The organism is Vibrio celticus, from assembly GCF_024347335.1.
GTDB lineage: Bacteria > Pseudomonadota > Gammaproteobacteria > Enterobacterales > Vibrionaceae > Vibrio > Vibrio celticus.
On sequence record NZ_AP025463.1, the window covers coordinates 1,091,101 to 1,114,063 of the forward strand.

Genomic DNA, 22,963 nt, shown 5'->3' on the forward strand with positions numbered 1-22,963 from the left:
TGCTGGCAATTAAGGCTTAGGCTGATTAGCTTTTAGATCTAGCGCCGTTTGATTTGACCTGCTGAAGTACTTTTTCCATTTTATTGGCATCATAGGAATGACGATCAGGCTGATGCCGACAAGGGTCAACATATCTGGAATCTCGTCAAACCACATCACGCCAAATAGGGTCACAAACACCAACCCCGAATATTCTGAGAGAGCAATTTGGTTTGCTGGCGCTTTTTTATAAGCGACCACCACAAGGGCATGGTATCCAAGAACGAACAGGTTGATTGCCATAATCCACCCAACATGACGCCATTCAATCGCCGCCCATGCAGGTAGAGCAAGAGCCAACGCCAGCGGCAGAGTCATCACACTGGTCCAAAATAGTGTCGAGATAATGTGTTGCTCTGCGTGAAGACGTTTAATCAAAATATTGCCGACACCCATTGCGAGCGCACTGCCTAAGCCTGCAATAGCGGCCCAGTGAAATTGTTCTGGACGCAACACGATTAACACACCCACGAAACCAATCAATGTCGCGACCACTTTTGATGATGTCGGCTTCTCTTTCAATAAAACAATAGAAAGCGGGAGCATGAGAATAGGCCCAACATAGAACATCGCATTTGCGGTCGCCAAGGTGAGGTGTGTGATGGCAATCATTGCGCAGCCACTTCCCACTAGGATGAATTGAGCCCGCAAGAAGTTGATGCGACAACCACCTTGCATGCGTGTCTCTTTGGGTAGCTTTAACCAAAAAGGAAGCAGCAACATCACGCTCAATAGCTGGCGGATAAACACATATTGGAACGTGGGCACTTCACCGTTCAGCACTTTGAGTGAGACGTCTGAAAAGGAGGCGAGCAGGTTGGCGAATACTAAGAGCAAAATCGCGTGGTTGGTGGCTTTGGTCATACAGAAACGGCGCTACATATTTGTCATACAATTATGGGCGCACATAATACATGAGAATCGAAAATATGTAAGAACAAAAAACCAAGTAAGAACAATGTCGTTCGATGCTTAGTGGTATGGGGTGCGAGATCTGCTATTACGACCTGAGTTCAGTAGGTGAGTGTCCAGTCCAGTTTTTGAATGCTCGACTGAATGCGCTCGAGTCTGAGAAGCCAAGTTCGTGAGCCACATAGGTAATGTTGCCGTCGTTTTGATTTAGTAGCGTCAGGCTCAGCTCAAGTCGGTATTTATCGAACAAACGACGAAAACTCACACCTTGTTGTTTAAGTTTACGATTCAGGGTTCGAGGGCTGATGTGAAGATTATTCGCCACGCTATCTAGGTTGGTGTCTTTCACCGCGAGCACTTTGAACGTTTCATTCACTTTGTAGATTAGGTTGGTTTTTAATGTTTTTTCCATCTGTTGGTCGGCGATTCGTACTAACTCTGCATGAAAGTCGGCTTGGAATTGGCGAGGTTTCGCTTGGACAAGATCGTTAGGAAATAGGAGGTAGCGGGCGGGGAAGCCTTCCTTCATTTCAACATTAAAGACACGCTCATAGACGCTCAAGAACTCATCACCGATGGTGTTCTTATGGATGTGAATGGAGAGCTTTTGATTCGGCGCATTAAGGTACCTACGAACGAGCTTGATCATAATACTGAAATAGAGCCCTAAGCTGATGTGTGTCATCAGGGTAGTTTCGTCGATGTACTCTGGGGTTACTGTCCAAAGTTCTATGTCACCACACTCTGTTTCGCGACTGAATATTTTCAGTAGTGGATGTATGTGAGTTGAGTATCGACTCAGAAGCTGGCAAAAGCTGGCAAGGTTTGGTGCAGTGAGCATAGCCATTACCGGAGCGCCCATCTCAAGCTCATCGAAGTGGCGAGCGGATTCATCAAACAGGTCGATCAGTTCATGATCAAAGCGTTGGTAGATATTGGTGATGGCGGTTTGAAGCTGATAAGCCGAGATCGATTCGGCGGAGCAAAGTTGTTTATAGACCTCTGCTCCCGACCAGATATCGCTGCTGTCTCCAATTCTAGCCTGAATAGCAGAATCTAAAGTTTTAAACCAAAATATGGGCAACTGAGTACTAAAACTTTCCACCATAACTCCCTGTTATTTCTGGCGATTGAAGAGTGTTCTTCTCGGTAATATGTCCAAATTAAAGGATTTGTTTACGGGTTACAAGCAATGAAAATCTCAGTTCAACCTTAGAATTTGTAATCAACACCGACTGAAACCACATATTGTGATGATTGGTAATACTCAATGTTTGAATTCGTTGTCTTGGCGCCGAGTAGTGACACCAGAGACCAGTTTTTTGCATCAAAGATATTGGCGTATTCATAAGCAACGAAGGCGCCAAAGTCTTTGTCTTCACGTGTCTTATTAAAAATTGGGTTCTCTTTATCATAGCTGCGTTTTGCTGCATTGAGTGTTAAAGCAAGACCATGATTTCCGTATCTTTTCGCTAGGTTGATTTCCGCGCCAAGGCTCAAGAACGACAGTGCATCACCCTCAGAATCTGAAGAGAAAACATTCATTGAAGGTGTGAGAATGCCTGACCCATCTTTCAAGAAGTACTGATAACCAGACTTGAGATAAAAGTACTTTCGTTCTCGAATCATCAGTGCGCGTTCTTCGTCAGTTAAACCAAGCCCCTTTAGACCGGTGTTTTCTTTTTTAACGTCTGACTCACCAGAAGCGACATCGAGATTAAAGTTCGAGCCCATTATTCTTGAAAGCTGCATTCGAACCACAGTGCCAGTGAGGTCGGTTTCTTTCCTATTTGAGTCAACAGCATAAGGGTCATCCCACACTTCGCCAGATATCAGAGTTGGCAAGATAGAAAAATCAACCACCATGCCACTTTCCACTTGCTGCCTATATCCAATTTCAAATGCCAGCGTACCTGTGATGATGTCGTCTCTTGAGGTACCTAAGAAAAACTGTTTGTGATTCAAAGCGCCAAAGGTGTATTGCACTGAACCCAAAACAGCGACCATTCCCTCGGCTTCCGTATTACCCGACGACGTTAAATCAGCTTGAGATTGATGGTTGCTTTGACCAACATCGAGGTTGCTTGAGTTTGCGGTGAAGCCGGTTAGGAAGGTCATGTTGCCACTGAAGCCTTCGCTTGGTGCTAGAGCTGCGAATGAGTATGGCGCAAGCGTCAGACTTGCCAAGAATAGGAAAATAATATGTTTCATCAAAAGACTCGTACTTAAATGGTTTTCTAAATTGAATCGCTTTTTAAAGGTTCATCGCGGATTAACGGGAATCAAAAACGGTAGTAAGTGATATGGTTTAGTCGCCAAACAAAAATCATACACAAACTACCGTTTTCATGCCGAATTATACTTTCCTAACTTCATTCTGGGAAGGCTTTCAAATAGTAAAGTCTCATCAGACAGCATCACTGATTACCCTGACTCTTAAACCTAACTTTGAGGAAAAGTGCCTTTGTGGTCTTGAAGCCGAAGCTATTCATGAGTATCAATGGCGTCATGTAAAAAAGGCCATGTTGCTCGGTGTTCCTGTTGAACTTTCCGTTCAAACACGAAGAATTAAGTGTCGTGACTGCGGCATAAAAACAGAGTCTCTATCTTGGTTAGAGCCTTATGCTCGTATCACGAAGCGCTTAAAAAATCATATAGAACAACTGCTGCCTCTTCTTCCCATTAAGCATATCTCCCAGTTAACGAGCGTACATTGGCACACCATTAAAGAGATAGATAAACGCCGACTTCGACAAGTTGTATCGTCAGTGAAATGGGAAGAGCTAAGGCAACTCGTCATGGACGAGTTCGCTATCTTTAAAGGGCACAGGTATGCCACGGTCATTGCTGACGCTAAGACTCATCAAGTCATTTGGATAGGGTTAGGCCGTAGCCGCAAGGACATACGACCGTTCTTCGAGCTGTTAGGCAAGCATGGCAATAATATCGAAGCGGTCGCGATGGACATGAATACGGCTTTTGACCTTGAAGTTCAAGCGCACTGCCCGAACGCAAAAATCGTTTACGACTTATTCCATGTTGTTGCTAAGTTCGGTCGTGAGGTCATGGATAGAGTCAGAGTCGACCAAGCCAACAAACTCAAGCAAGATAAAAAAGCGAGGCAATGGGTCAAGCGCTCACGCTGGGTGTTGTTGAAAAATAGAGGCAACTTAAATCCACGGCAAGACAGCTATCTTACAGAAATATTGAATATCAATAAGGACTTAATGACCACTTACATCCTCGGAGCACAACTCAAAGAGCTTTGGTATTGTGAATCAGAAGCACATGCTAAAGGGCTCTGGGAGGCTTGGTGGGCACAAGTACAAGAGAGTGGAATTAAGCCATTGAAAGAGTTCGCTCGAAAACTGAGTCCTTATCTTCACGGTATTATCGCATCGGCAAGTTATCCGCTAAACACCTGCACCCTAGAAGGGATAAACAACAAGATAAAGCTAATCAAGCGAACGGGATATGGGTATCGAGATACAGACTACTTCTTCTTGAAGATAAAATCGGCTTTCCCCGGAAAGCCGCGATGAACCTTTTTAAAGCGCAATCGGGGCTTTTCTGTTTGCCCAAGGCTTGGCGTGTTCTAGTTGATAGGCCAATTCAAATAACAGGCGGTCGTTGCCTCTCGCTGCGGAAAAGTGGCTACCAACAGGAAGGTTCTGCTTGTTCCAATACAAGGGAACCGACATCGCCGGATGGCCAGCCACGTTTTCGATTGGCGTGTAGGACATCAATTTCTCTGAACGTGCCCATATCTCTTTGCCGGAGTGCGTTTTCTGGTCGAAATATTCGATGTCCAAAGGAACATGGTTTGCACAAGGGGTGAGCCATATATCGATGTTTTTAAAGAACTCTCGGTTGTGATTGATCGCGAAGTTTCGGCATCGTTCTTGAGAGTCGATATACAAGCTAGGAGTAGCTTTTAAGCGCGCTTGCATCGTGCGAGCTAAATAGACGACGTTGTCGCTGACTTTGTCTGGCATCGATTCTAGCGGCATCCCTAGGCGATCGAATTGCTCAGCAAAGCTTGCCATTTTGTTGCCAAATACGCCCATGTAGTTACGCATGAACACATCGCCATCTTGGATGGGTTGTTCAACTTCGATAACGATATGCCCAAGGCTTTCGAGCAAAGAGATCGTAGAACGAATGGCTGCGAGCGTATCTTTATCGGGAAGCCTGCCGTGTATATCTTTGAGGGTGACGCCAATCTTTATCTGACGGTTAAGAGAAGCATTAACCATTCCTATTGGGGTTCGAGGAAAAGGCGTCTCAAAGTCATTTTTTGTATGATGCTCTGTGACTGAAACTGCCAAAGCAGCGTCACGAACGGTTCTCGAAATAAACGATTGATGAGTAAAACCTTCGTCTGTTGAACCGTCAGTTAGCCCTAAGATCAAAGATTCTCGACTTGGTTTAAAGCCAAAAATTCCAGTCGCCGAAGCGGGCATACGAGAAGAGCCGCCGCCATCAGTAGAATGCACTAAGGGTACATAGCCAGCTGCAATCGCTGCTGCGCCACCGCCAGTCGATGAGTGAACACCTCGGCCTAGATCCCATGGGTTGCGCGTCGCGCCATAAAGGGAGTTCTGGGTGCAGCCTAGTGTCATCATCTCAGGGATGTTCGTCATGCCAATGGTGTTCAGCCCTGCATTTTGAGTCGCTCGAATAAACCAAGAGGTCGCGTTGGGTTTTCTGCCTTGGTTTAGCTTCGAACCCAGGGTGCATTCAAGCCCAGCAAAATCAACGCAGTCTTTCACCAAGAAAGGCACGCCGGCAAAGGGTGAGTTCGGGTTAAATGAGTTTGCTCGCTCAAGCGCTAAGTCAAAGCACTCAGCAACAACCGCATTAACCTGATCATTGGTCTGGCGAATTTTGTAGATGGCTTCTTGTACAAACTCTTTTGGCGAGGCTTTTTTGTCTCTTATCAGGTTCGCCATCTCAGTTGCATCCAGTGGCGAGTAAACGGTTTGGTGATCTGAAGGCAAATTGGTTGGCGAAGTTGCATTCGCTAAGGTAGGCAGAGAGATAGCCGCAGCTGAAACGGCGCCTTTTCCCATAACTTTGAAAAAATCTCTGCGCTTTAATTCATTGATAGTCATAGTTTCTATCCCAAGTTAGAAAGTCACTATCCTTGTTTCGAAATCTAGCTTGCTAGATCTATCTTCACTCCGTGTGCTGATTTATGGAACTAGAATAAAGATCGGAGTGTTTGCTTGCAGTGCAAATACCGCCAACATTCATACCATTCACGCCAACTCGTTTGTCGGGTTATGTATAGGCCATGCTTATTCGATTTGTTTGGGGATATGTTGCTTGGGTATGCGCTGCCCTTATATCAGCGCATTGCAGATAGTAACTGTTTGAGCCTAATTGGCAGAGAGACACTGTCGGGTAGGATCTCGCAACTCAATAATGGTATTGCCTGTGTCGATTCGTTTGAAAGCAGAGTCACTGACTTGGGCATTGCTGAAATCGGTGCGAAATAAATCGGCGCGCAGTAAATCGACGTTGAGCATTTGGGCGTGACTCATGTTGGCGTTACGTAGGTCAGCATCGCGGAAGCTGGTATTGTTGAGGTTTGCGTGGCTGAAATTGGCATAGGTGATGTTAGCCTCATTCATGTTCGCACCCGATAAATCGGCGCCACTAAAATCGGTACGTATCAGGTTGGCGCAACGAAGGTCAACATCTTGAAGCGCTAGATTACTTAGATCGGTATTACCTAATTGTATTCGTTCGCCGCCTTGGTTTTTTAGCCAGAGTTTATGTTGTTCAAAAATAGAATTGAGTTGTTGCCAGAGTTTGTTGGTCGAAAGCGAGATCAGCTTTAGGCGATTCAAAGAAAAGCAAACAACCAAGTTAGTCATCTCGGTTATTTGCTTTAGATTTGTTGTTTTATGGGGTAGGGGAAGAGCGCTTTTCGAGGTTAAAGCGTGTTTTTATACACTTTGCCGTCTTTCATGATCAGTTTTTGTGTCTCTGTGTTTGCCACACAAGCAACACTGTCCAGTGGGTTGCCATCGATGATCAATAGGTCGGCATACGCGCCTTCAACCACTTGACCAAGTTTGCCTTCTTGGTACGGGTGCTGGTAAGTCGACATCTCGAACAAGCGTCCACAGTTTGATGTCGCCATGCGAAGTGCGGTGATGGTATCGAATACTTGCTCAATCGCACCAAGTTCATTCAATTGTGTCGCGTGAACGTTGGTTTCACCTACACAGTCAGTGCCAAAAGCGATGTTCTGGATGTCGTATTTCTTAATCAGTTCTGCTGACTTGAACATGGCTTTGCCTACGCGTTCTGTCTTGCGGTATGTCTCCTCATTCGGCAGCGGGATCTTGCGCTCTGCAATCAATGAAGAAGTAAAGTAAGAAGGAATCACCCAAATGCCTTTCTCTTTAATGATCTCGGCAATGTCGTCGTCCATGATCGTCGCGTGTTCGAAAGACATCACGCCCGCTTCTGCCGCTCGGCGCATCGCATCAGAGGTGTGGATGTGCGCAGCGACATAAGTGCCGTAATCGGAAGCGGCCTCAACTGCGGCTTTCATCTCGTCTGATGTAAATTGCAATGTGTCTAGCGGGTCGAAGGTTGAAGATGCGCCACCACCAGCCATGATCTTGATTTGTGACGCGCCCATGAATAGCTGTTCACGCACCGCTTTCAATACTTCTGAACGCCCATCGGCCACTTTCATTGAGCCTTGCTTCATCATTGGTGAGTCTTCATGGCCGTTTGCTAAACGCTCTTGTGCTTGGTTTTGACGGTAATCGGAGTGACCACAGGTTTGTGAGATAGCTGCCATTGAAGGCAGAATACGTGGGCCAGTGGCATAGCCGTTGTCGATACTGTTTTTAAGGCCAAGTGTGTTACCCGCTACATCACGAATGGTAGTAAAGCCGCGCATCAGCATCTCTTCCGAAATCTTCGCTGAGCGAATCGCCACTTCTTCGCGTGTCATGGTATCAATCACATTGAAAGGTGCAGATAAAGTGATATGAACGTGTGCATCAATCAGGCCTGGCATGACTGTGCCACCTTGAGCATCAATCGTTTCATCGGCAATCGTTGGGTCAATCTCTCCAATCTGAGTGATCAAGTTATCTTCGATGAGGATTGATACGTTCTCGATTAAGTTGTTATCAACACCGTTAAATACGTTCGCGTTAGTGATTAGCTTTTTCATAGTCTGCACCTTTTGGAAATGAGTGTGTGTCGCTGATGGGGTCATCATATGGGGCGCAGCATTTGAATAATGGCCATTTGGTGACAGTGGTGAATTAGGTGTGTTTTTGTTATTGCTATAAGAGAGGCAAAGGGGATTTTTGTCGAATTATTAATTTGAGGAATGAATGTTGGCGATGTCATGAAATGGTAAGTTTTGATCCGATTCGAACGCTAAGATGTATTTCAAATCAAGGCGACTTATCAAATTAGAGAGAGACAGAATGACTAAATCAGACAAAGTTTACGGGTTCAACACACCACAACGTCTATTCGTAGGTTACACGTTAGCCGTGCTGGTGGACTTAGTAGTGCTTAACTTCTTCGATGAGTACTGGGACTTCGTTAACATTGAGTCTTTCACTATCTCTTTGATTGCGGCATTGTTGTTGCAGCTATTATTGAAGCTCTCTATTGGTTTAGAGCACAAGGTTGCCGAGCACTTCAAAAGCAAGCCGGGCAACGCGCCTAAGGTGTACCGAGCAATCACCACTTACATTATCTTGGTGGGCTCAAAATTCGTGATGTTAGAAGCGATTAACCTTCTGTTCGGCGAGAAGGTGAGCTTTACAGGCCCTTGGGGCGGTGTGGTAGCGTTCTTCGCTGTGGTATTTACGATTCTGGTTGCGGAAGTGATTGTATCGAAGATCTACTTTGCTCTGGATGACAAACAAGATTCAAATGTGAAAGCGCTTAAAGAGACCAACGCGTAACACAACATAAAATACCTATGTGAATAACAGACGAGCCAGCTGAATAAGCTGGCTCGTTTTCGTTTTCGTGTGAGTTGCGATAACCAATTCGATACGCTAATTGGCTTTATTTTTCGTAAACCACATCCCCGCGCAACACCGTCATCAACACTTGAGTCTTAGCGATTTGTCTTGCTGACACTGTGGTGATGTCTCGGTCGAGAATGGCAAAGTCAGCGGATTTCCCTACCTCAATAGAACCTGTTACGTCTTCAATTCCAAGACTTTTGGCTGCATTAAGCGTGTAAGCATCAATCGCGGTGTAGATATCGGTTAGGCCTGTTTTACCCATAATCAAACTGTTCGCGATGCCGACTAAAGGATTGATGTCGTGTACGTTCCAGTCACTGCTTAAGGTGATATTGGCATCAGTCTTAAGTATCGCGTCTAAGTTCATCATGGCTTTGGCACGGCGAGCACCAAGGAAAGCTTCGGCCCATTGGTGTTGATGCCTTGCAACGTAATCAGAGCCGACTTGGAAATCTGCGGTCACGTCTAATTGGCGAAAACGTGGCACATCTTCATCATTGATTAATTCGACATGGGTTAGGGTGTAGGGCTTGGTTGAACCTTGTTTGCGAATGCTTTCTATCGCATCAAGCGATTCACGAACGGCACCATCACCAATCGCATGAATATGGGCGCTAAAACCTATTTTTTCGAGCGCAGTTAGCCACTCTTTCATTTGTTCTGGTGGAATATAGTTCAAGCCATTAGGAGACTGGGGAAGATAAGTATCTAAGTAGGGTGCGAGCGTTTTGGCGGTGCCGTTGATAAAGATGCCGTCGCTGTACATTTTCACCTGATCGACAAGTAACAGACGGCTTTTATCGTCGGAATACATCTTCTCAAAGACTTCTAATTGAGAAGGTATTGCCATCGATGGGTATACCCAAGGGCGCAGCGATACACGCGCCGTTAAGTCTTGATTTTGTTCGGCCTCTAACCGAACGTCATACCAACCTCGTTTCCAATACATGCGACCGTCGCCAATGGTAGTGATGCCGTGGGCTGCCGCTTCCTCAAGTCCGAACATTAACCCTTGGTAGCTTTGCTCAAACAGCTCGCTTTGGCTGTTCCAAGCCATCTCCATCACTTGATCGCCAGCATTGTCTAATAAGATGCCATTGAGCTTACCGCTGTCTTGGTCTTTTAAATAAGCGCCGCCTTGTGGGGTCGGAGATTGTTGGCTGATTCGAGCAATTTTCAGTGCTTTAGAGTTGACCCACATCGAGTGTGAAGTCTGCTCCATGATCACCACTGGGCGATCCGGGAAGATGCTGTCGATGATCTCAAGTGGTGTGTATTCAGAGTCGCTATCGAGCGTCGCTTCTAAAGAAAAACCATAACCCATTAGCCAACCTCTGCCATCGGTATCAGCATTGATCTTACACGCTTCTAAGTAGGGGATTTGCTCTTCTAACGTTGCTTCAGAGTCGAGTTCACAATTTCCACCCAGCTCTGAGGCGGCTTCAAACACATGGTTATGGTTGTCAATGAATCCCGGCAACACAAAGGCATTGTCTAGATCAATGACATCAGTACTTTGCCCTTGAAAAGTATGCGCCTGTGATTGGTTACCAATGAAGATGATCTTGCCGTTATGGGTAACGATCGAGTCCGACTCGCGATGCCCGTATATATCTGCATTGGTAAAAATCTGGTCTGCACTTTGGCTTTTAACGGCTGTTTGCGCTTGAACTGCTGTTTGTGTTTGAACAATAGTGTTGGCTTGTGCAAGCACCGGCGCTATGGCCGATAAGCTTGCGAGTAATGCTATCCATGCAGTGCGTGACAGAGTGAGCTTGTTGTTCATTATTATGTCTTCCATGTTCCACTGTTTAGTAAGTATAGAAAGCGAGTGGCAAGAATCATATCGTGAATTTTTAATAATAAAGTGTCCTTGGTTGCTCTCTTGTTTGCATGTAATTCCAGGATCTTTTGAGGAGGTTGTGGGAATATAACTCACCAATAAAGGATTGCGAATTCATTCACAGACTAAACGATTCACATAAGGTTCTGAATAAATTACAGTTAAGTGAACTATAAAAATGGATTTAACGTATTACCAAGGATGTAAGTTTATGTTTTCACGAGACTTACTCGCATTACTAATAAAAACAAGTCGAGGTTAGGGTGAAAAAAATATTATTGCTGCTTAGCGTGATCTTATTGGGTGGTTGTGTGGGCATGCCCGAAACGGTTAAGCCCGTTCAACAGTTCGAGTTGGATCGATACTTAGGAAAATGGTACGAAGTGGCTCGTTTGGATCACTCGTTTGAGCGTGGCTTAGACAACATCAGCGCTGAGTACAGCCTGCGTGATGATGGCGGCGTGAAGGTGATTAACCGTGGATACTCTGCCGAAGAGGGTGAGTGGAACGAAGCGGAAGGCAAAGCGTATTTTGTCGAAGGTTCTGAACAAGGCTATTTGAAAGTGTCTTTCTTTGGCCCTTTCTACGGCGCTTATGTGGTGTTTGAATTGGACAAAGAGGGATACCAGTACGCGTTTGTTTCTGGCCCTGACACCGATTACTTGTGGCTGCTAGCAAGAACGCCTGAAGTCGCACCTGAAGTGATGGAGAAGTTTAAAGCGATGTCGAAAGAGCGTGGGTTCAATACCGATGAGCTGATCGTTGTGGAACATACCCAATAAACCGATCGCTGTTATTGGTGAGAGTGGTTGATGATTGATAAGGCACAGAGGATGAATTTCTCTGTGCCTTTTTTATTCAAAGATAGAGCTACAACTAGCGAGGTTGGTTGCCGTTCAAGAATAGCGCGACACACTCACGCGTGTAATTCAGTCTTTCATTATCAGACTCGCCGCTGTCGTGTCCGAAGAATGCCCAATAAGCCGACTTACCATGAAACATCAGCAACAATTGTCGTGCAGCAATGATCGGTGAACTTGATGTTGAAAGCGTTAAGTCACCCGAATCTATTTTCGACTGCAAATAATCAGCGAGTAACTTAGTGGTCTTCTGTGGCCCTGTTTCTAAATAAATAGAAGCAATTTCTGGATGTGTGTTGGATTGGCTCACCGCATTTTGAAAGGTCTGCCTAGACTGCTCATCAAGTAACAAATTTTGAAACTTCACACCAAACTTCACCAATTCTTCTTCCAAAGTGGCCTTCATATCAAACGCTGAAGGGTTGAGTTCGCGTTCCGCACACTTGGTTTGCATGCAGGTTTCGAAAAGTTCGTCTTTGTTTTTAAAGTGGGAGTAGACCGTTTGCTTAGAAACGTTCGCTGCTTTCGCTATCTGATCCATATTGATCTTGAAGCCATGATCAGAGAAAAGTTGGCTTGCTGCGGTTAAGATCTGCGATCTCTTCTGTTCACTCTTGATGATTTTAGTCACGTGCTGTTTCTCGTTGCTTGGTACTTGGTGTTGCTCAGTTCAATGCATTTCGTTCTGCGCTAAGCATTATGCTTTTTGTGATGGTTTTATCAATCATTAACGATGAAACTTATTTTTAACATAATCAAACTAGACAGTCTAGTTTGGTTTGGTTAGTCTAAAAAAAGAATTGGATTGAGTACCGCATAGGAACAGTGAGTATGTATAAATTGATGAAGGGAAGTGCGGTGGCGTTATCTCTATCGGCTTTTCTTGTTGGATGTGGCGAAAAGGAACAAGCCCAAGAGTCGGTTGATTCAACCACTGAAACGGCTTCGAGCGCCCAAACCATTTTAACCGTGGAAACGATGGCCTTGGCGCTGTCTTCCTCTTATGCGGTACAGCGTGAATATGTTGGTGTGGTAAAAGCAGGGCAACAGGCGAATCTTGGTTTTGAATTGGCGGGTAAAGTAAACGAGATTCTAGTGGATGTCGGTGACACAGTAACCGAAGGTCAACCCTTAATCCGGTTAGACACCCAGCTGTTGCAGACTGAATCGAGCCAACTGAAAGCGCAAGCTGAAGAAGTCAAAGCACAACTGAGCCTTGTGGCGGCAAACTTGAAGCGTCAACGTTCACTGAAAGCAAAAGGCTTCAGTGCCGAGGCTGAGATTGATTCTCTTACTAGTGAACAACGTGTATTGCAGGCGAACTTGCTGCGCATTGATGCTTCAGTAAAAGGCAATCAATTGAAGCTGGTGAAATCGACAATTCTTGCGCCATATTCAGGCACCATCGCAACACGCTTTGTCTCCTTAGGTGATGTTGTAAATGTAGGTAATCCAACCCTGACATTGCTTGCCTCTGAAGGTAAAGAAGCGTTCATTGGTATTCCTGCCCATCAAATGCAAAAAGTAACCTCGCTTTCTTCACCAAGTATTCGTGTCGGGCGAGACGATTTCGCTGTGAGCCTGCTTAATCCGGGGGCGATGGTGGATACTCAATCTCGCAGTGTTGGCCTACGTTACTTGTTTCCGGAGCAAGCTTCTGTTTTAGAAGGGCAACTTGCGTACCTTAAGTTTGATGAGCAAATCGATGACCAAGGTTACTGGGTTCCGCTCACTGGTTTGATCGATGGCCTACGTGGTGTGTGGAATATCTTCGTTATTGGTGAAGACAACAAAGTTGAACGTCGAAGCGTACAGGTGTTGTTTGCCAACAACCAACAAGCCTACGTGAGCGGTGCAATCAGCGAAGGTGAGCAGGTGATATCCAGTGGTTTACATCGTTTGGTTCCCGGCCAAACCGTGAAGCCAGCCAGCGTTACTGCTGAATAGGAAATAGTATGAAAATCATAGAGACTATTTCTAACACTCGATTGCTTATCTTAATGACCGCACTGCTCATGGTGAGTGGCATTTCTGCATTCATGACTCTGCCGCGTGCAGAAGATCCTGTCATTATCAACCGCTACGCGAACATCACAACGAGCTTCCCCGGCGCCAGTGCTGAGCGTGTTGAAACCTTGGTGACCGAGGTTATCGAGAACAAACTGCGTGAGCTGAGTGAGGTTAAACTCGTCAGCTCGACGTCAAGACCGGGTGTGTCGATTGTTACATTGGAACTCAATGATGTGATTACCGAGCCAGAGCCAGTTTGGTCTCAAGCTCGTGACAAACTATCTGACATCGAATCCATTTTGCCTGCGGGCTCTCACTCTCCCGATCTCGACAGTGACCATACCTATGCTTTTACCACGATTACGGCGCTAACTTGGTCTGGTGCTGGCGAGCCTGACCGATTAACGCTGGGGCGCTATGCCAAAGAACTCGCTAAGCGATTACGAACCTTGTCGGGCACTGAATTCGTTGATGAATACGGGATGCCGCAAGAAGAGATTCAAATCAGTTTACGCACTGCTGATGCTGCCGCGCTTGGTCGTTCAAGTGCCAATATTGCAGAATCTTTGGAAGGAGCAGATGCGAAAAACTCTGCCGGTGAATTGGTCAGTGCTTATTCTCGCTTTGGCTTAGAGATTAAGTCTGAGCTTGATTCCATTGAACGTATTAAACAAGTACCAATCGCCACCGACAGCAATGGTCACATCATCCGCATGGAAGACATTGCTTCTGTGAAACGTGGTGAGAAAACCCCGCAAGACCAGATTGCCATTATTGATGGTGAGCCGGGTGTGATTGTCGCGGCAAGAATGCACCCAGATCTGCGAGTTGATAACTGGACGTCGCGAGCTAACGCGCTAATCAGTCAATTTGAGCAAGAGCTGCCGAGCAATATTCAGGTCAACATGCTTTTCAATCAACAAGGCTATACCGAAACACGCTTGGACGATTTGGGTAAAAGCCTGATGATTGGCTTTGGTCTGATTTTGATCGTACTGTTTGTCACCTTGGGTGTGCGCGCCGCGATCTTAGTGGCGATTTCCCTGCCGTTAACTTCATTGCTGACGCTGTCGATCATGAAAATGACCGGTGTGCCGATTAACCAGATGTCGGTGACGGGCTTGATTGTAGCGCTCGGGATCATGGTGGATAATGCGGTGGTAATGGTTGATACCATTCAAGCTTATCGCCTGAAAGGGCAACAACGAGCGGAAGCGACCATGAACGCATTGAAGCATTTATGGGTGCCGTTATTAGGCTCAACCTTAACCACCGTGTTGGCGTTTGCCCCGATTATTTTGATGCCGGGTGCATCGGGAGAGTTCGTCGGTGGCATTGCGATTACCGTGTCTTTCTCGTTGATCGGTTCTTACATCATCTCGCACACCTTGATTGCAGGCTTGGCGACCAAGCTACTGCCGAAACAGCTCAGTGATGTTGATAAGAAAGGTCAGCACCATTGGTACATGACGGGTTTGAGAATCCCGGCTTTGACGCGCTGGTTCTCATCTTCTGTCCGCTTTGGTGTCACGCATCCAATCATCACGATTGCTTTGGTGCTGTTAGTACCGTTTACCGGTTACTGGAGTATGTCTCAGTTGACTGAACAATTCTTCCCGCCATCAGACCGAGACATGTTTGAGATTCAGGTTTATATGCCACCGCAAGCGAGCATTTACGCCACCAAAAACACCTCTGAGAAAATCGATGACATCATTCATCGTTACCCCGAAGTGGAACGCATTGATTGGCTAGTGGGTGCTAACTTCCCATCTTTCTATTACAACCTGCAAGCGAGGCAAAATAATGCGCCATACTTCTCGCAAGCGATGGTGAAAACAGAGAACTTTGACCAAGCCAATGCGCTAATTCCACAGTTGCAAAAGGTGTTGGATGAAGAAGTGCCGGAAGCACAAATCTTGGTACGTAAGCTCAACCAAGGGCCTCCATTTACTGCGCCTGTTGAACTGCGTGTTTATGGTGAAAACCTCGATACGTTAAAAGCGATTGGTGAAGATGTACGCTTGATTCTGGCAGGTGTCCCTCATGTCACGCACACAAGGGAAACCCTGCAACCGGGTACGCCGAAGGTGTGGTTGAAGGTCGATGAAGACACCGCAAAACTGAATGGTATTTCATTGAACCAGTTTGCTGGTATGTTGCAAACCACATTGACAGGTCGTGAAAGTGGCTCGGTGATTGAGGGCAGTGAATCGGTACCAATCCGTGTTCGTGTCGCGGATGATGCGCGTGAAAACTTGGCTCACCTGAGTAATATTCGCTTGCCGATAAGCTCTGATGTCTATTCTACGGGTATCAATGTGTCTACTTTGGCTGAGCTTGAATTGACCACAAGTCGAGGTGCAATCACCCGCCGTAATGGGCAACGTGTGAATACCATTGAGGGTTATATTGAAGCGGGTGTTTTACCTCAAACTGTGCTTAATGAGTTCCAAAAACGCCTAGAAAGCTATCAGATGCCATCAGGCTACACGATTGGTTTTGGTGGTGAATCTGCTGAACGAGACAATTCAGTCAACAGCCTCATCTCGAATGTCGCAGTCGTGGTGGTATTAATGGTGCTGGTGGTGGTGATGTCATTCAACTCGTTCCGAATGAGTAGCATCATCTTCATGGTAGCAGGATTGGCGGGTGGGCTAGGGTTGTTGTCGGTGTGGATTTTCGGTTATCCGTTTGGCTTTACGGTGATTATCGCGATGCTCGGGATTGCAGGCTTAGCGATTAACGCGGCCATTGTGATTCTGACCGAATTGAAACTCGATAAAGAGGCTTCATCAGGCAATGTGGATGCGGTGGTAGAAGCTGTGATGTCGTGTACTCGCCATATCAGTTCAACCACGATCACAACCGTGGGCGGCTTTATGCCATTGATCATCGCTGGTGGTGGCTTCTGGCCTCCGTTTGCGGTCGCGATTGTGGGCGGTACCGTGTTAACCACGCTTATCTCGTTCTACTTTGTGCCGGTGGTTTATCACTTGATGACTCGAAATCAGCGAAAAACCATCGCGATTCAAGCGGCATAACTGTTTTTCAATTTAACGTCTCTTCTATTTAACTGCTCTTCAATTGCCCATAATCGAGCCGTATCTGGCTCGATTATGGTGTTGTTATTCTCAATAAATTCATCCCAATATCTACCATTTTGTTGGTCTTTTCACCGCTATTACGCTCTCAATGAGTCAAATTATCCTTTCTGTTAGTCATAATATTCTTTCAATCCGTCACAGTAGTGCATCGGTGAATGCTTGGTTATCTTGCTGGTGAATGAGTGGGTATTTTGAATAATCTAACCAGTGAATACCTTGTAAATGGTGTGTGAATTCACAATCTTGACGGGCGTCACACTTCTATTTATTCGCTCTTTCTAATGTACCTTGAACTGGCTCTGAGCTGTGGTGACGCGCGAGTGTTTATCTGCTTTTTATAAATCCCTTGTCAGCACTGGCTCTACCCATGTAGCACGCTACAGGTGTGTGTCTTAATCATCTTCTACTTCTTAGTTTTCGCATCTATAAATGGAAGGTTAGTTTCCAAGTTTGTTTGGTGAGCTTTCAAATTCAACTCTTCATAATGCGCCAAATGTAACAATGCATTTCAAAGTGTAACAATTAAGTCATATTTTCTGTGTGGTTTTAACCCAGCAGTAACGGGCTCTATTGCATTGCTTTTTGAGATGCGGCGTTTCACATGCTCAACACATAAATATTCTAATGATCATGACAACCAGTACTTAGGCATTCGTTCTGAGGCTGGATAACCATCGAGAAAGTTAATGGAAGCTTCAAGATATAAACGCATTTTATCGAGGACAAGTTTGTCGAAGATTGGTTTGCTGGGAACCATTCTGATGCTCGAAGGATGTAACTCCGCATTGCTCGACCCAAAAGGTAGCGTTGGCGTTCAGGAAAAAGAGCTGATTATTACGGCTCTGTTGCTGATGTTGATTGTCGTCATCCCAGTAATTCTGATGACCATCTACTTTGCTTACCGATACCGAGAAAGCAATACCACGGAAGAGTATGCACCAGACTGGGCGCACTCAACCAAAATTGAAATAGTGGTATGGACAATTCCAATCATCATTATTGCGATTCTAGCCACCATCACTTGGCGAACAACCCATGAACTGGAGCCATCAAAGCCTCTGGAAAGTGACGTTAAACCCATGGTGATCGAAGTGGTCTCTCTGGACTGGAAATGGCTGTTCATCTATCCGGAGCAAAACATTGCGACGGTTAACTATGTTGCGTTCCCAAAAGATGTTCCGGTGACGTTTAAGCTGACTTCAGACAACATCATGAACGCGTTCTTTATCCCGCGTCTTGGTTCGCAGATCTACGTGATGCCGGGAATGGTGACTAAGTTGAATTTGATTGCAAACCACGAAGGCGACTTCAAAGGTTTTGCTTCGAACTACAGTGGCAAAGGGTTCTCTCAGATGAAATTCACCGCATCGGCCATGCCTGATCAAGTGGCGTTTTTAAATTGGGTAGAGAAAGTGAAAGCAAGTCCTGATCGCATCGAAGATTGGGAGCAGTTCCGTTCATTGGCCGCGCCAAGTGTGGCTGAGCCTGTGACGCTGTTTTCTAGTATCCCACCATTTTTATTCACTGATGTCGTGACCCAGCACCCTGGTTCAATGAACTGTCTGCCGGAAACCCAAGGATAATCGTCATGTTTGGAAGATTAACTCTAGACTCAATTCCCTACCACGAACCCATTATTTTGGTCACCTTAACCATGATTGCTTTGGTGGGTGCTTTAGTGGTGTACGCGGTCACTAAAGCTGGTAAATGGCAATACCTCTGGAATGAATGGTTTACATCTGTAGACCACAAAAAACTGGGCTTCATGTACATTGCGGTTGCGATGGTGATGTTAGTTCGTGGCTTTGCCGATGCGGTCATGATGCGCAGTCAGCAATTGCTTTCTGCAGCTGGTGAGACAGGCTATTTACCTCCGCACCACTACGATCAGATCTTCACGGCTCACGGCGTGATCATGATTTTCTTCGTCGCGATGCCATTGGTTATCGGTTTGATGAACATCATCGTACCGCTGCAAATTGGTGCTCGTGATGTTGCATTCCCTTATCTGAATAACTTGAGCTTCTGGCTGTTTGTGGTGGGTATTATCCTAACCAACATGTCACTGGGCTTGGGTGAGTTTGGCCGAACGGGTTGGTTGGCGTATCCGCCGCTGTCTGGCATTGAGGCGAGCCCAGGAGTCGGGGTCGATTATTGGATATGGGCGCTGCAAATATCCGGTGTGGGTACCACGTTAACGGGTGTGAACTTCTTCGCGACTATTTTGCGCATGCGTACGCCGTCTATGCCAATGATGAAGATGCCTGTATTCACTTGGGCATCTCTGTGTGCCAACATCCTGATCATCATCTCTTTCCCAATCCTAACGGTCACCATCGCGTTACTGACGTTGGATAGATACATCGGCACGCACTTCTTCACCAACGACCTTGGTGGCAACGTGATGATGTATGTGAACCTGATTTGGGCATGGGGACACCCTGAGGTGTACATCCTGATCTTGCCTATCTTCGGTGTGTTCTCTGAAGTGACTGCAACCTTCTCTCGCAAAAAACTGTTTGGTTATACCTCGCTGGTATGGGCGACGGTGGCTATCACTATTTTAGCGTTTGTGGTTTGGCTGCATCACTTCTTCACTATGGGTTCTGGCGCCAATGTGAATGCCTTCTTCGGCATCGCGACCATGATTATCTCAATCCCAACCGGGGTTAAGATCTTCAACTGGCTGTTCACCATGTACAAAGGTCGTATCCGCTTCACCACTCCAATGATGTGGACGGTCGGTTTCCTTATCACCTTCACTGTTGGTGGTATGACAGGCGTATTGATGGCGGTTCCGGGCGCAGATTTCATCCTGCATAACTCGGTATTCCTGATCGCGCACTTCCACAACGTAATCATCGGTGGCGTGGTCTTCGGCTGTTTTGCTGCGATTGGCTACTGGTTCCCGAAAGCGACCGGCTTCACTCTGAACGAGCTTTGGGGCAAACGCGCATTCTACTGCTGGATCATCGGTTTCTTGATGGCGTTCTTGCCGCTTTACGCTCTGGGCTTTATGGGCATGACGCGTCGTTTGAGCCAAGACATCAACCCTGAATTCTTCCCTCTACTGGCGGTTGCGGCTGCAGGTACGGGTGTGATTGCGATGGGTGTTGTTTGTCAGTTCGTGCAGATTTACGTGAGTGTTCGTGACCGCGACCAAAACCGAGATCTAACGGGTGACCCGTGGGGCGGACGCACATTCGAATGGGCAACGTCTTCACCACCGCCGTTCTACAACTTCGCAAAACTGCCTAATGGCGATGAGATCGATTCGTTCTGGTATCAAAAGCAAAGTGGTGAGTTTGATCCAACTCAGGAAGAAGAATACGAACGTATTCACATGCCGAATAATACACCGACAGGCATTTATGTGTCTGCATGGGCGTTGGCATTTGGCTTCGCAATGATTTGGTACATCTGGTGGCTAGCGGCTGCAAGCTTAGTGGGCATTGTGGTGACGTGTATTCAACACAGCTACAACGACGATGTGGATTACTACGTGGAAGTTGAAGAGATCAAAGCGATTGAAGCGGCTCGACGTGCACAGCTTGAAGAAGCGAGGAAACAGTCAGTGAAGGGCGACAACTCTGGTCGTGGTAACAGCGCTGACAGTGATACTGATAGTGATAACAACGAAAATAAAGATGATTTGGAGACGACGTATGCAAGCTAATACTCCGTCACACACTTATGATCTTGCACACTCGCATGATCATCACCATGAAGCTGCGGGCAATAAATTGTTTGGCTTCTGGGTTTACTTGATGAGTGACTGTGTCCTGTTTGCCACGCTTTTCGCGACTTATGCCGTGCTTGAGAGTGGATCTATTGCAGGGCCGACAGGTCAAGACATCTTTGAACTGCCGTTCGTGTTTGTCGAAACCATGATGCTGCTGTTCAGTAGTATCACCTTCGGCTTTGGCATGATTGCGATGAAGCGCAAAGACGTGACCGGACTGAAGCGCTGGATCAAAGTGACTTTCGTATTGGGCTTAGCCTTCATCTGTATGGAAGTGTATGAATTTCATCACTTGATTGCAGAAGGCTATGGTCCTCAAGAGAGTGCGTTCCTTTCAGCATTCTTTACCTTGGTTGGCACACACGGCTTGCACGTAACGTTTGGTCTGATTTGGATGGCGGTGGCTTATCACCAGCTTTCAACCAAAGGCTTGAACGACAACATGTCGATGCGTTTCCAGTGCTTAAGCCTGTTTTGGCACTTCCTTGATATTGTTTGGATTTGTGTATTTACCATCGTGTACTTAATGGGGGTGATGTAATGGAACAGCATCTAGACAGCGGTGCAACGGATTATGTGAAAGGCTTTATTGCGTCACTGATTCTCACCATTATTCCGTTCTACATTGTGTGGGCACATGCGCTACCAAGCACGGAAACTTACGTGATCTTGTTCGGTTGTGCGCTGGTGCAAATCTTTGTCCACTTTAAGTACTTCTTGCACATGGAAGCGAAATCTTCCGATGGGCGTTGGAACTTGGTGTCATTGATGTTTACTGCCATTGTTGTATTGATTCTTATCGCTGGCTCGGTATGGATCATCTACAACATGAACGTCAACATGAAGTTGTAGGCTAGGGTATGCTGAAAAGATATCTGTCTATTACCAAACCGGGCATCATTTTCGGCAACCTGATTTCTGTTGCGGCGGGGTTCTTCCTCGCCGCAAAAACAGAACCCGCCAGTGCGATGTTGTTAGTCACAACATTAGCGGGAGTGGGACTTGTGATTGCATCAGGTTGTGTTGTGAACAACATCTTTGATCGAGATATCGACCAAAAGATGAAACGCACACAGAATCGAGAATTGGTCCAAGGCAACATCAATACAGACGTCGCGTTCGTTTATGCCTTGGTTTTACTACTCTCAGGCACAGCGCTTCTGTTCCAGTTCGCTAATCCGATCTCTGCGGTCATGGTGTTGCTTGGCTATGTGTTTTACGTCTTTTTCTACACCATGTGGTACAAGCGTACATCGGTTTATGGCACTTTAGTCGGCAGTATTTCGGGAGCCGTTCCGCCATTGGTGGGTTATTTGGCGGTGACGAATTACATCAGCCTTGAAGCGGTATTGTTGTTTGTGATGTTCTGCTTATGGCAAATGCCACACTCGTACGCGATCGCGATGTTCCGCCTTCAAGATTATCGAGATGCAGGCATTCCTGTGTTACCGGTGAAAGAGGGCGTCGACAAAGCGCATCAACACATGAAAGCCTATGTAGTGGCGTTTGGTGCAGTATCATTGGCGCTGTTCCTACTCGGGGAAGCAGGTTATGAATACCTCGCGGTGTCGGCGGCGGTTTGCTTTATGTGGACCAAAGTGACATTTCGCAAAGTTGATTGCCTCAACTACATCCAGTGGTCAAAGACCGTCTTCAAGGTCTCTCTGCTGGTGGTCATGAGCATCAGTGGTGTACTGGGGCTGGAGTTGATTCCGTTGCCTACGCTTTTTTGATTTAAGTTTGTCGTTGAACCCTCAATGTTCTGAAGTCCGAGGGTTTGACGACTTTTTATCTGTCCCGCTTTAAGCTATTACCCTTCAAAAATATCACTCAGCCAATCTTCAAGCTGCTCTCGTTTATCTTGTGGGCCGTTGATGATCACTAAGCCGTTTAGTGTTGCGTGATCCCAAGAGATGGTGCCAGTTGCTAACGCATCGAACACATCGAGTTCCGTAATTAGTAATAGATCTTCCTCGGTAGGCAAAGTATCTCTGCCTGAGACATCGACCCCCTTCTCAAATTTCACTTGGCTGTAATGACCTTTGATTGCTTCGAACAAGTTGAACTCAATTTTGCTTGGGTGGGGTTTCGCAAGCGCGGCCTTGATGGCAAAGACTCGAAAGTGATCCGGCTTATTGAGGTTGTTGAATTCATCGTCTTGTCTGGCTGTAATGACGTTGCCAAATACCTCGAGTGAACCGGGCTCTGTCACCAAACTAAATCCGGTATCTTGGTGAAGACCACAGGCAAACGTGAGTGAAGAGGTAAGCGAAAGAATCAGAGCAAATCGTTTTAACATAATGGTTATCGAGACCTATAACAGGGTTAAGAATCTGACGGCAGAAGCCGAACCTGACGATAAAAAAAGGGACCACAAAGGGTCCCTGTATTTGTTTGTCGTCCATGTGAAGCGGTCAGCGTATTGG

The 22,963-nt window shown here is 46.3% G+C and carries 19 protein-coding genes; 10 read left to right on the top strand and 9 right to left on the bottom strand.

Features of this window, described 5'->3' with window-relative positions; genetic code table 11:
- Positions 1-9: 9 nt before the first annotated feature.
- The 3 genes from OCV19_RS05175 to OCV19_RS05185 form a co-directional block, all read right to left on the bottom strand.
- Positions 10-903: a DMT family transporter gene (locus tag OCV19_RS05175; RefSeq protein ID WP_065675647.1), complete on the bottom strand. Its 894-nt coding sequence runs from the start codon at positions 901-903 to the stop codon at positions 10-12.
- A gap of 136 nt (positions 904-1,039) precedes the next feature.
- The gene (locus tag OCV19_RS05180; RefSeq protein WP_065675648.1) at positions 1,040-2,059 is read right to left on the bottom strand and encodes a helix-turn-helix domain-containing protein; all 1,020 of its coding nucleotides are present in this window, start codon (positions 2,057-2,059) and stop codon (positions 1,040-1,042) included.
- Positions 2,060-2,163: 104 nt separating this feature from the next.
- Positions 2,164-3,162 carry a DUF2860 family protein gene (locus OCV19_RS05185; RefSeq protein ID WP_065675649.1) on the bottom strand — a complete coding sequence of 333 codons (999 nt, stop codon included), beginning with the start codon at positions 3,160-3,162 and terminating at the stop codon, positions 2,164-2,166.
- 137 nt (positions 3,163-3,299) lie between these two features.
- Between OCV19_RS05185 and OCV19_RS05190 the strand changes: the two genes are divergently transcribed.
- Positions 3,300-4,493, top strand: coding sequence for an ISL3 family transposase (locus OCV19_RS05190; protein WP_083994269.1), 1,194 nt, complete (start codon positions 3,300-3,302; stop codon positions 4,491-4,493).
- A gap of 6 nt (positions 4,494-4,499) precedes the next feature.
- Here the strand turns inward: OCV19_RS05190 and OCV19_RS05195 are convergent, their stop codons facing one another.
- From OCV19_RS05195 to OCV19_RS05205, 3 genes are all read right to left on the bottom strand, one after another.
- Positions 4,500-6,065: an amidase gene (locus OCV19_RS05195; protein WP_065675650.1), complete on the bottom strand. Its 1,566-nt coding sequence runs from the start codon at positions 6,063-6,065 to the stop codon at positions 4,500-4,502.
- 267 nt (positions 6,066-6,332) lie between these two features.
- Complete coding sequence (locus tag OCV19_RS05200) at positions 6,333-6,746, bottom strand: pentapeptide repeat-containing protein (RefSeq protein WP_065675701.1); 414 nt, start codon at positions 6,744-6,746, stop codon at positions 6,333-6,335.
- A 146-nt stretch (positions 6,747-6,892) separates the two neighbouring features.
- Positions 6,893-8,155, bottom strand: a complete 1,263-nt coding sequence (locus tag OCV19_RS05205; RefSeq protein WP_065675651.1) for a metal-dependent hydrolase family protein — start codon at positions 8,153-8,155, stop codon at positions 6,893-6,895.
- A gap of 262 nt (positions 8,156-8,417) precedes the next feature.
- Here OCV19_RS05205 and OCV19_RS05210 point away from each other — a divergent pair, with 262 nt between their 5' ends.
- Positions 8,418-8,906, top strand: a complete 489-nt coding sequence (locus OCV19_RS05210) for a hypothetical protein (RefSeq protein WP_065675652.1) — start codon at positions 8,418-8,420, stop codon at positions 8,904-8,906.
- Between the two features lie 106 nt (positions 8,907-9,012).
- Here the strand turns inward: OCV19_RS05210 and OCV19_RS05215 are convergent, their stop codons facing one another.
- Entirely contained in the window at positions 9,013-10,761 is a 1,749-nt protein-coding gene (locus OCV19_RS05215) for an amidohydrolase (protein WP_065675653.1), read from the bottom strand.
- A 320-nt stretch (positions 10,762-11,081) separates the two neighbouring features.
- On the opposite strand from OCV19_RS05215, the gene OCV19_RS05220 reads away from it, so the two are divergent.
- Entirely contained in the window at positions 11,082-11,600 is a 519-nt protein-coding gene (locus tag OCV19_RS05220; RefSeq protein ID WP_083994270.1) for a lipocalin family protein, read from the top strand.
- A gap of 94 nt (positions 11,601-11,694) precedes the next feature.
- On the opposite strand, the gene OCV19_RS05225 is transcribed toward OCV19_RS05220, so the two are convergent.
- The gene (locus OCV19_RS05225) at positions 11,695-12,309 is read right to left on the bottom strand and encodes a TetR/AcrR family transcriptional regulator (protein ID WP_065675654.1); all 615 of its coding nucleotides are present in this window, start codon (positions 12,307-12,309) and stop codon (positions 11,695-11,697) included.
- 200 nt (positions 12,310-12,509) lie between these two features.
- Between OCV19_RS05225 and OCV19_RS05230 the strand changes: the two genes are divergently transcribed.
- The 7 genes from OCV19_RS05230 (at position 12,510) to cyoE (ending at position 22,270) form a co-directional block, all read left to right on the top strand.
- On the top strand, positions 12,510-13,625 hold the full coding sequence (locus OCV19_RS05230) for an efflux RND transporter periplasmic adaptor subunit (protein ID WP_065675655.1): 1,116 nt from the start codon (positions 12,510-12,512) through the stop codon (positions 13,623-13,625).
- Between the two features lie 8 nt (positions 13,626-13,633).
- Entirely contained in the window at positions 13,634-16,732 is a 3,099-nt protein-coding gene (locus OCV19_RS05235; protein ID WP_065675656.1) for an efflux RND transporter permease subunit, read from the top strand.
- Positions 16,733-17,481: 749 nt separating this feature from the next.
- Complete coding sequence (gene cyoA, locus OCV19_RS05240; RefSeq protein ID WP_083994271.1) at positions 17,482-18,378, top strand: ubiquinol oxidase subunit II; 897 nt, start codon at positions 17,482-17,484, stop codon at positions 18,376-18,378.
- A gap of 5 nt (positions 18,379-18,383) precedes the next feature.
- The gene (gene cyoB, locus OCV19_RS05245) at positions 18,384-20,471 is read left to right on the top strand and encodes a cytochrome o ubiquinol oxidase subunit I (protein ID WP_065675658.1); all 2,088 of its coding nucleotides are present in this window, start codon (positions 18,384-18,386) and stop codon (positions 20,469-20,471) included.
- Positions 20,461-21,078: a cytochrome o ubiquinol oxidase subunit III gene (cyoC, locus tag OCV19_RS05250; RefSeq protein ID WP_065675659.1), complete on the top strand. Its 618-nt coding sequence runs from the start codon at positions 20,461-20,463 to the stop codon at positions 21,076-21,078. The genes cyoB and cyoC overlap by 11 nt, the downstream gene beginning before the upstream one ends.
- Positions 21,078-21,389: a cytochrome o ubiquinol oxidase subunit IV gene (gene cyoD, locus OCV19_RS05255; RefSeq protein WP_016786088.1), complete on the top strand. Its 312-nt coding sequence runs from the start codon at positions 21,078-21,080 to the stop codon at positions 21,387-21,389. Before cyoC ends, cyoD begins: the two co-directional genes overlap by 1 nt.
- 8 nt (positions 21,390-21,397) lie before the next feature.
- The gene (gene cyoE, locus OCV19_RS05260; protein WP_065675660.1) at positions 21,398-22,270 is read left to right on the top strand and encodes a heme o synthase; all 873 of its coding nucleotides are present in this window, start codon (positions 21,398-21,400) and stop codon (positions 22,268-22,270) included.
- A 77-nt stretch (positions 22,271-22,347) separates the two neighbouring features.
- On the opposite strand, the gene OCV19_RS05265 is transcribed toward cyoE, so the two are convergent.
- Entirely contained in the window at positions 22,348-22,836 is a 489-nt protein-coding gene (locus tag OCV19_RS05265; RefSeq protein WP_009847182.1) for a hypothetical protein, read from the bottom strand.
- Positions 22,837-22,963: the final 127 nt, after the last annotated feature.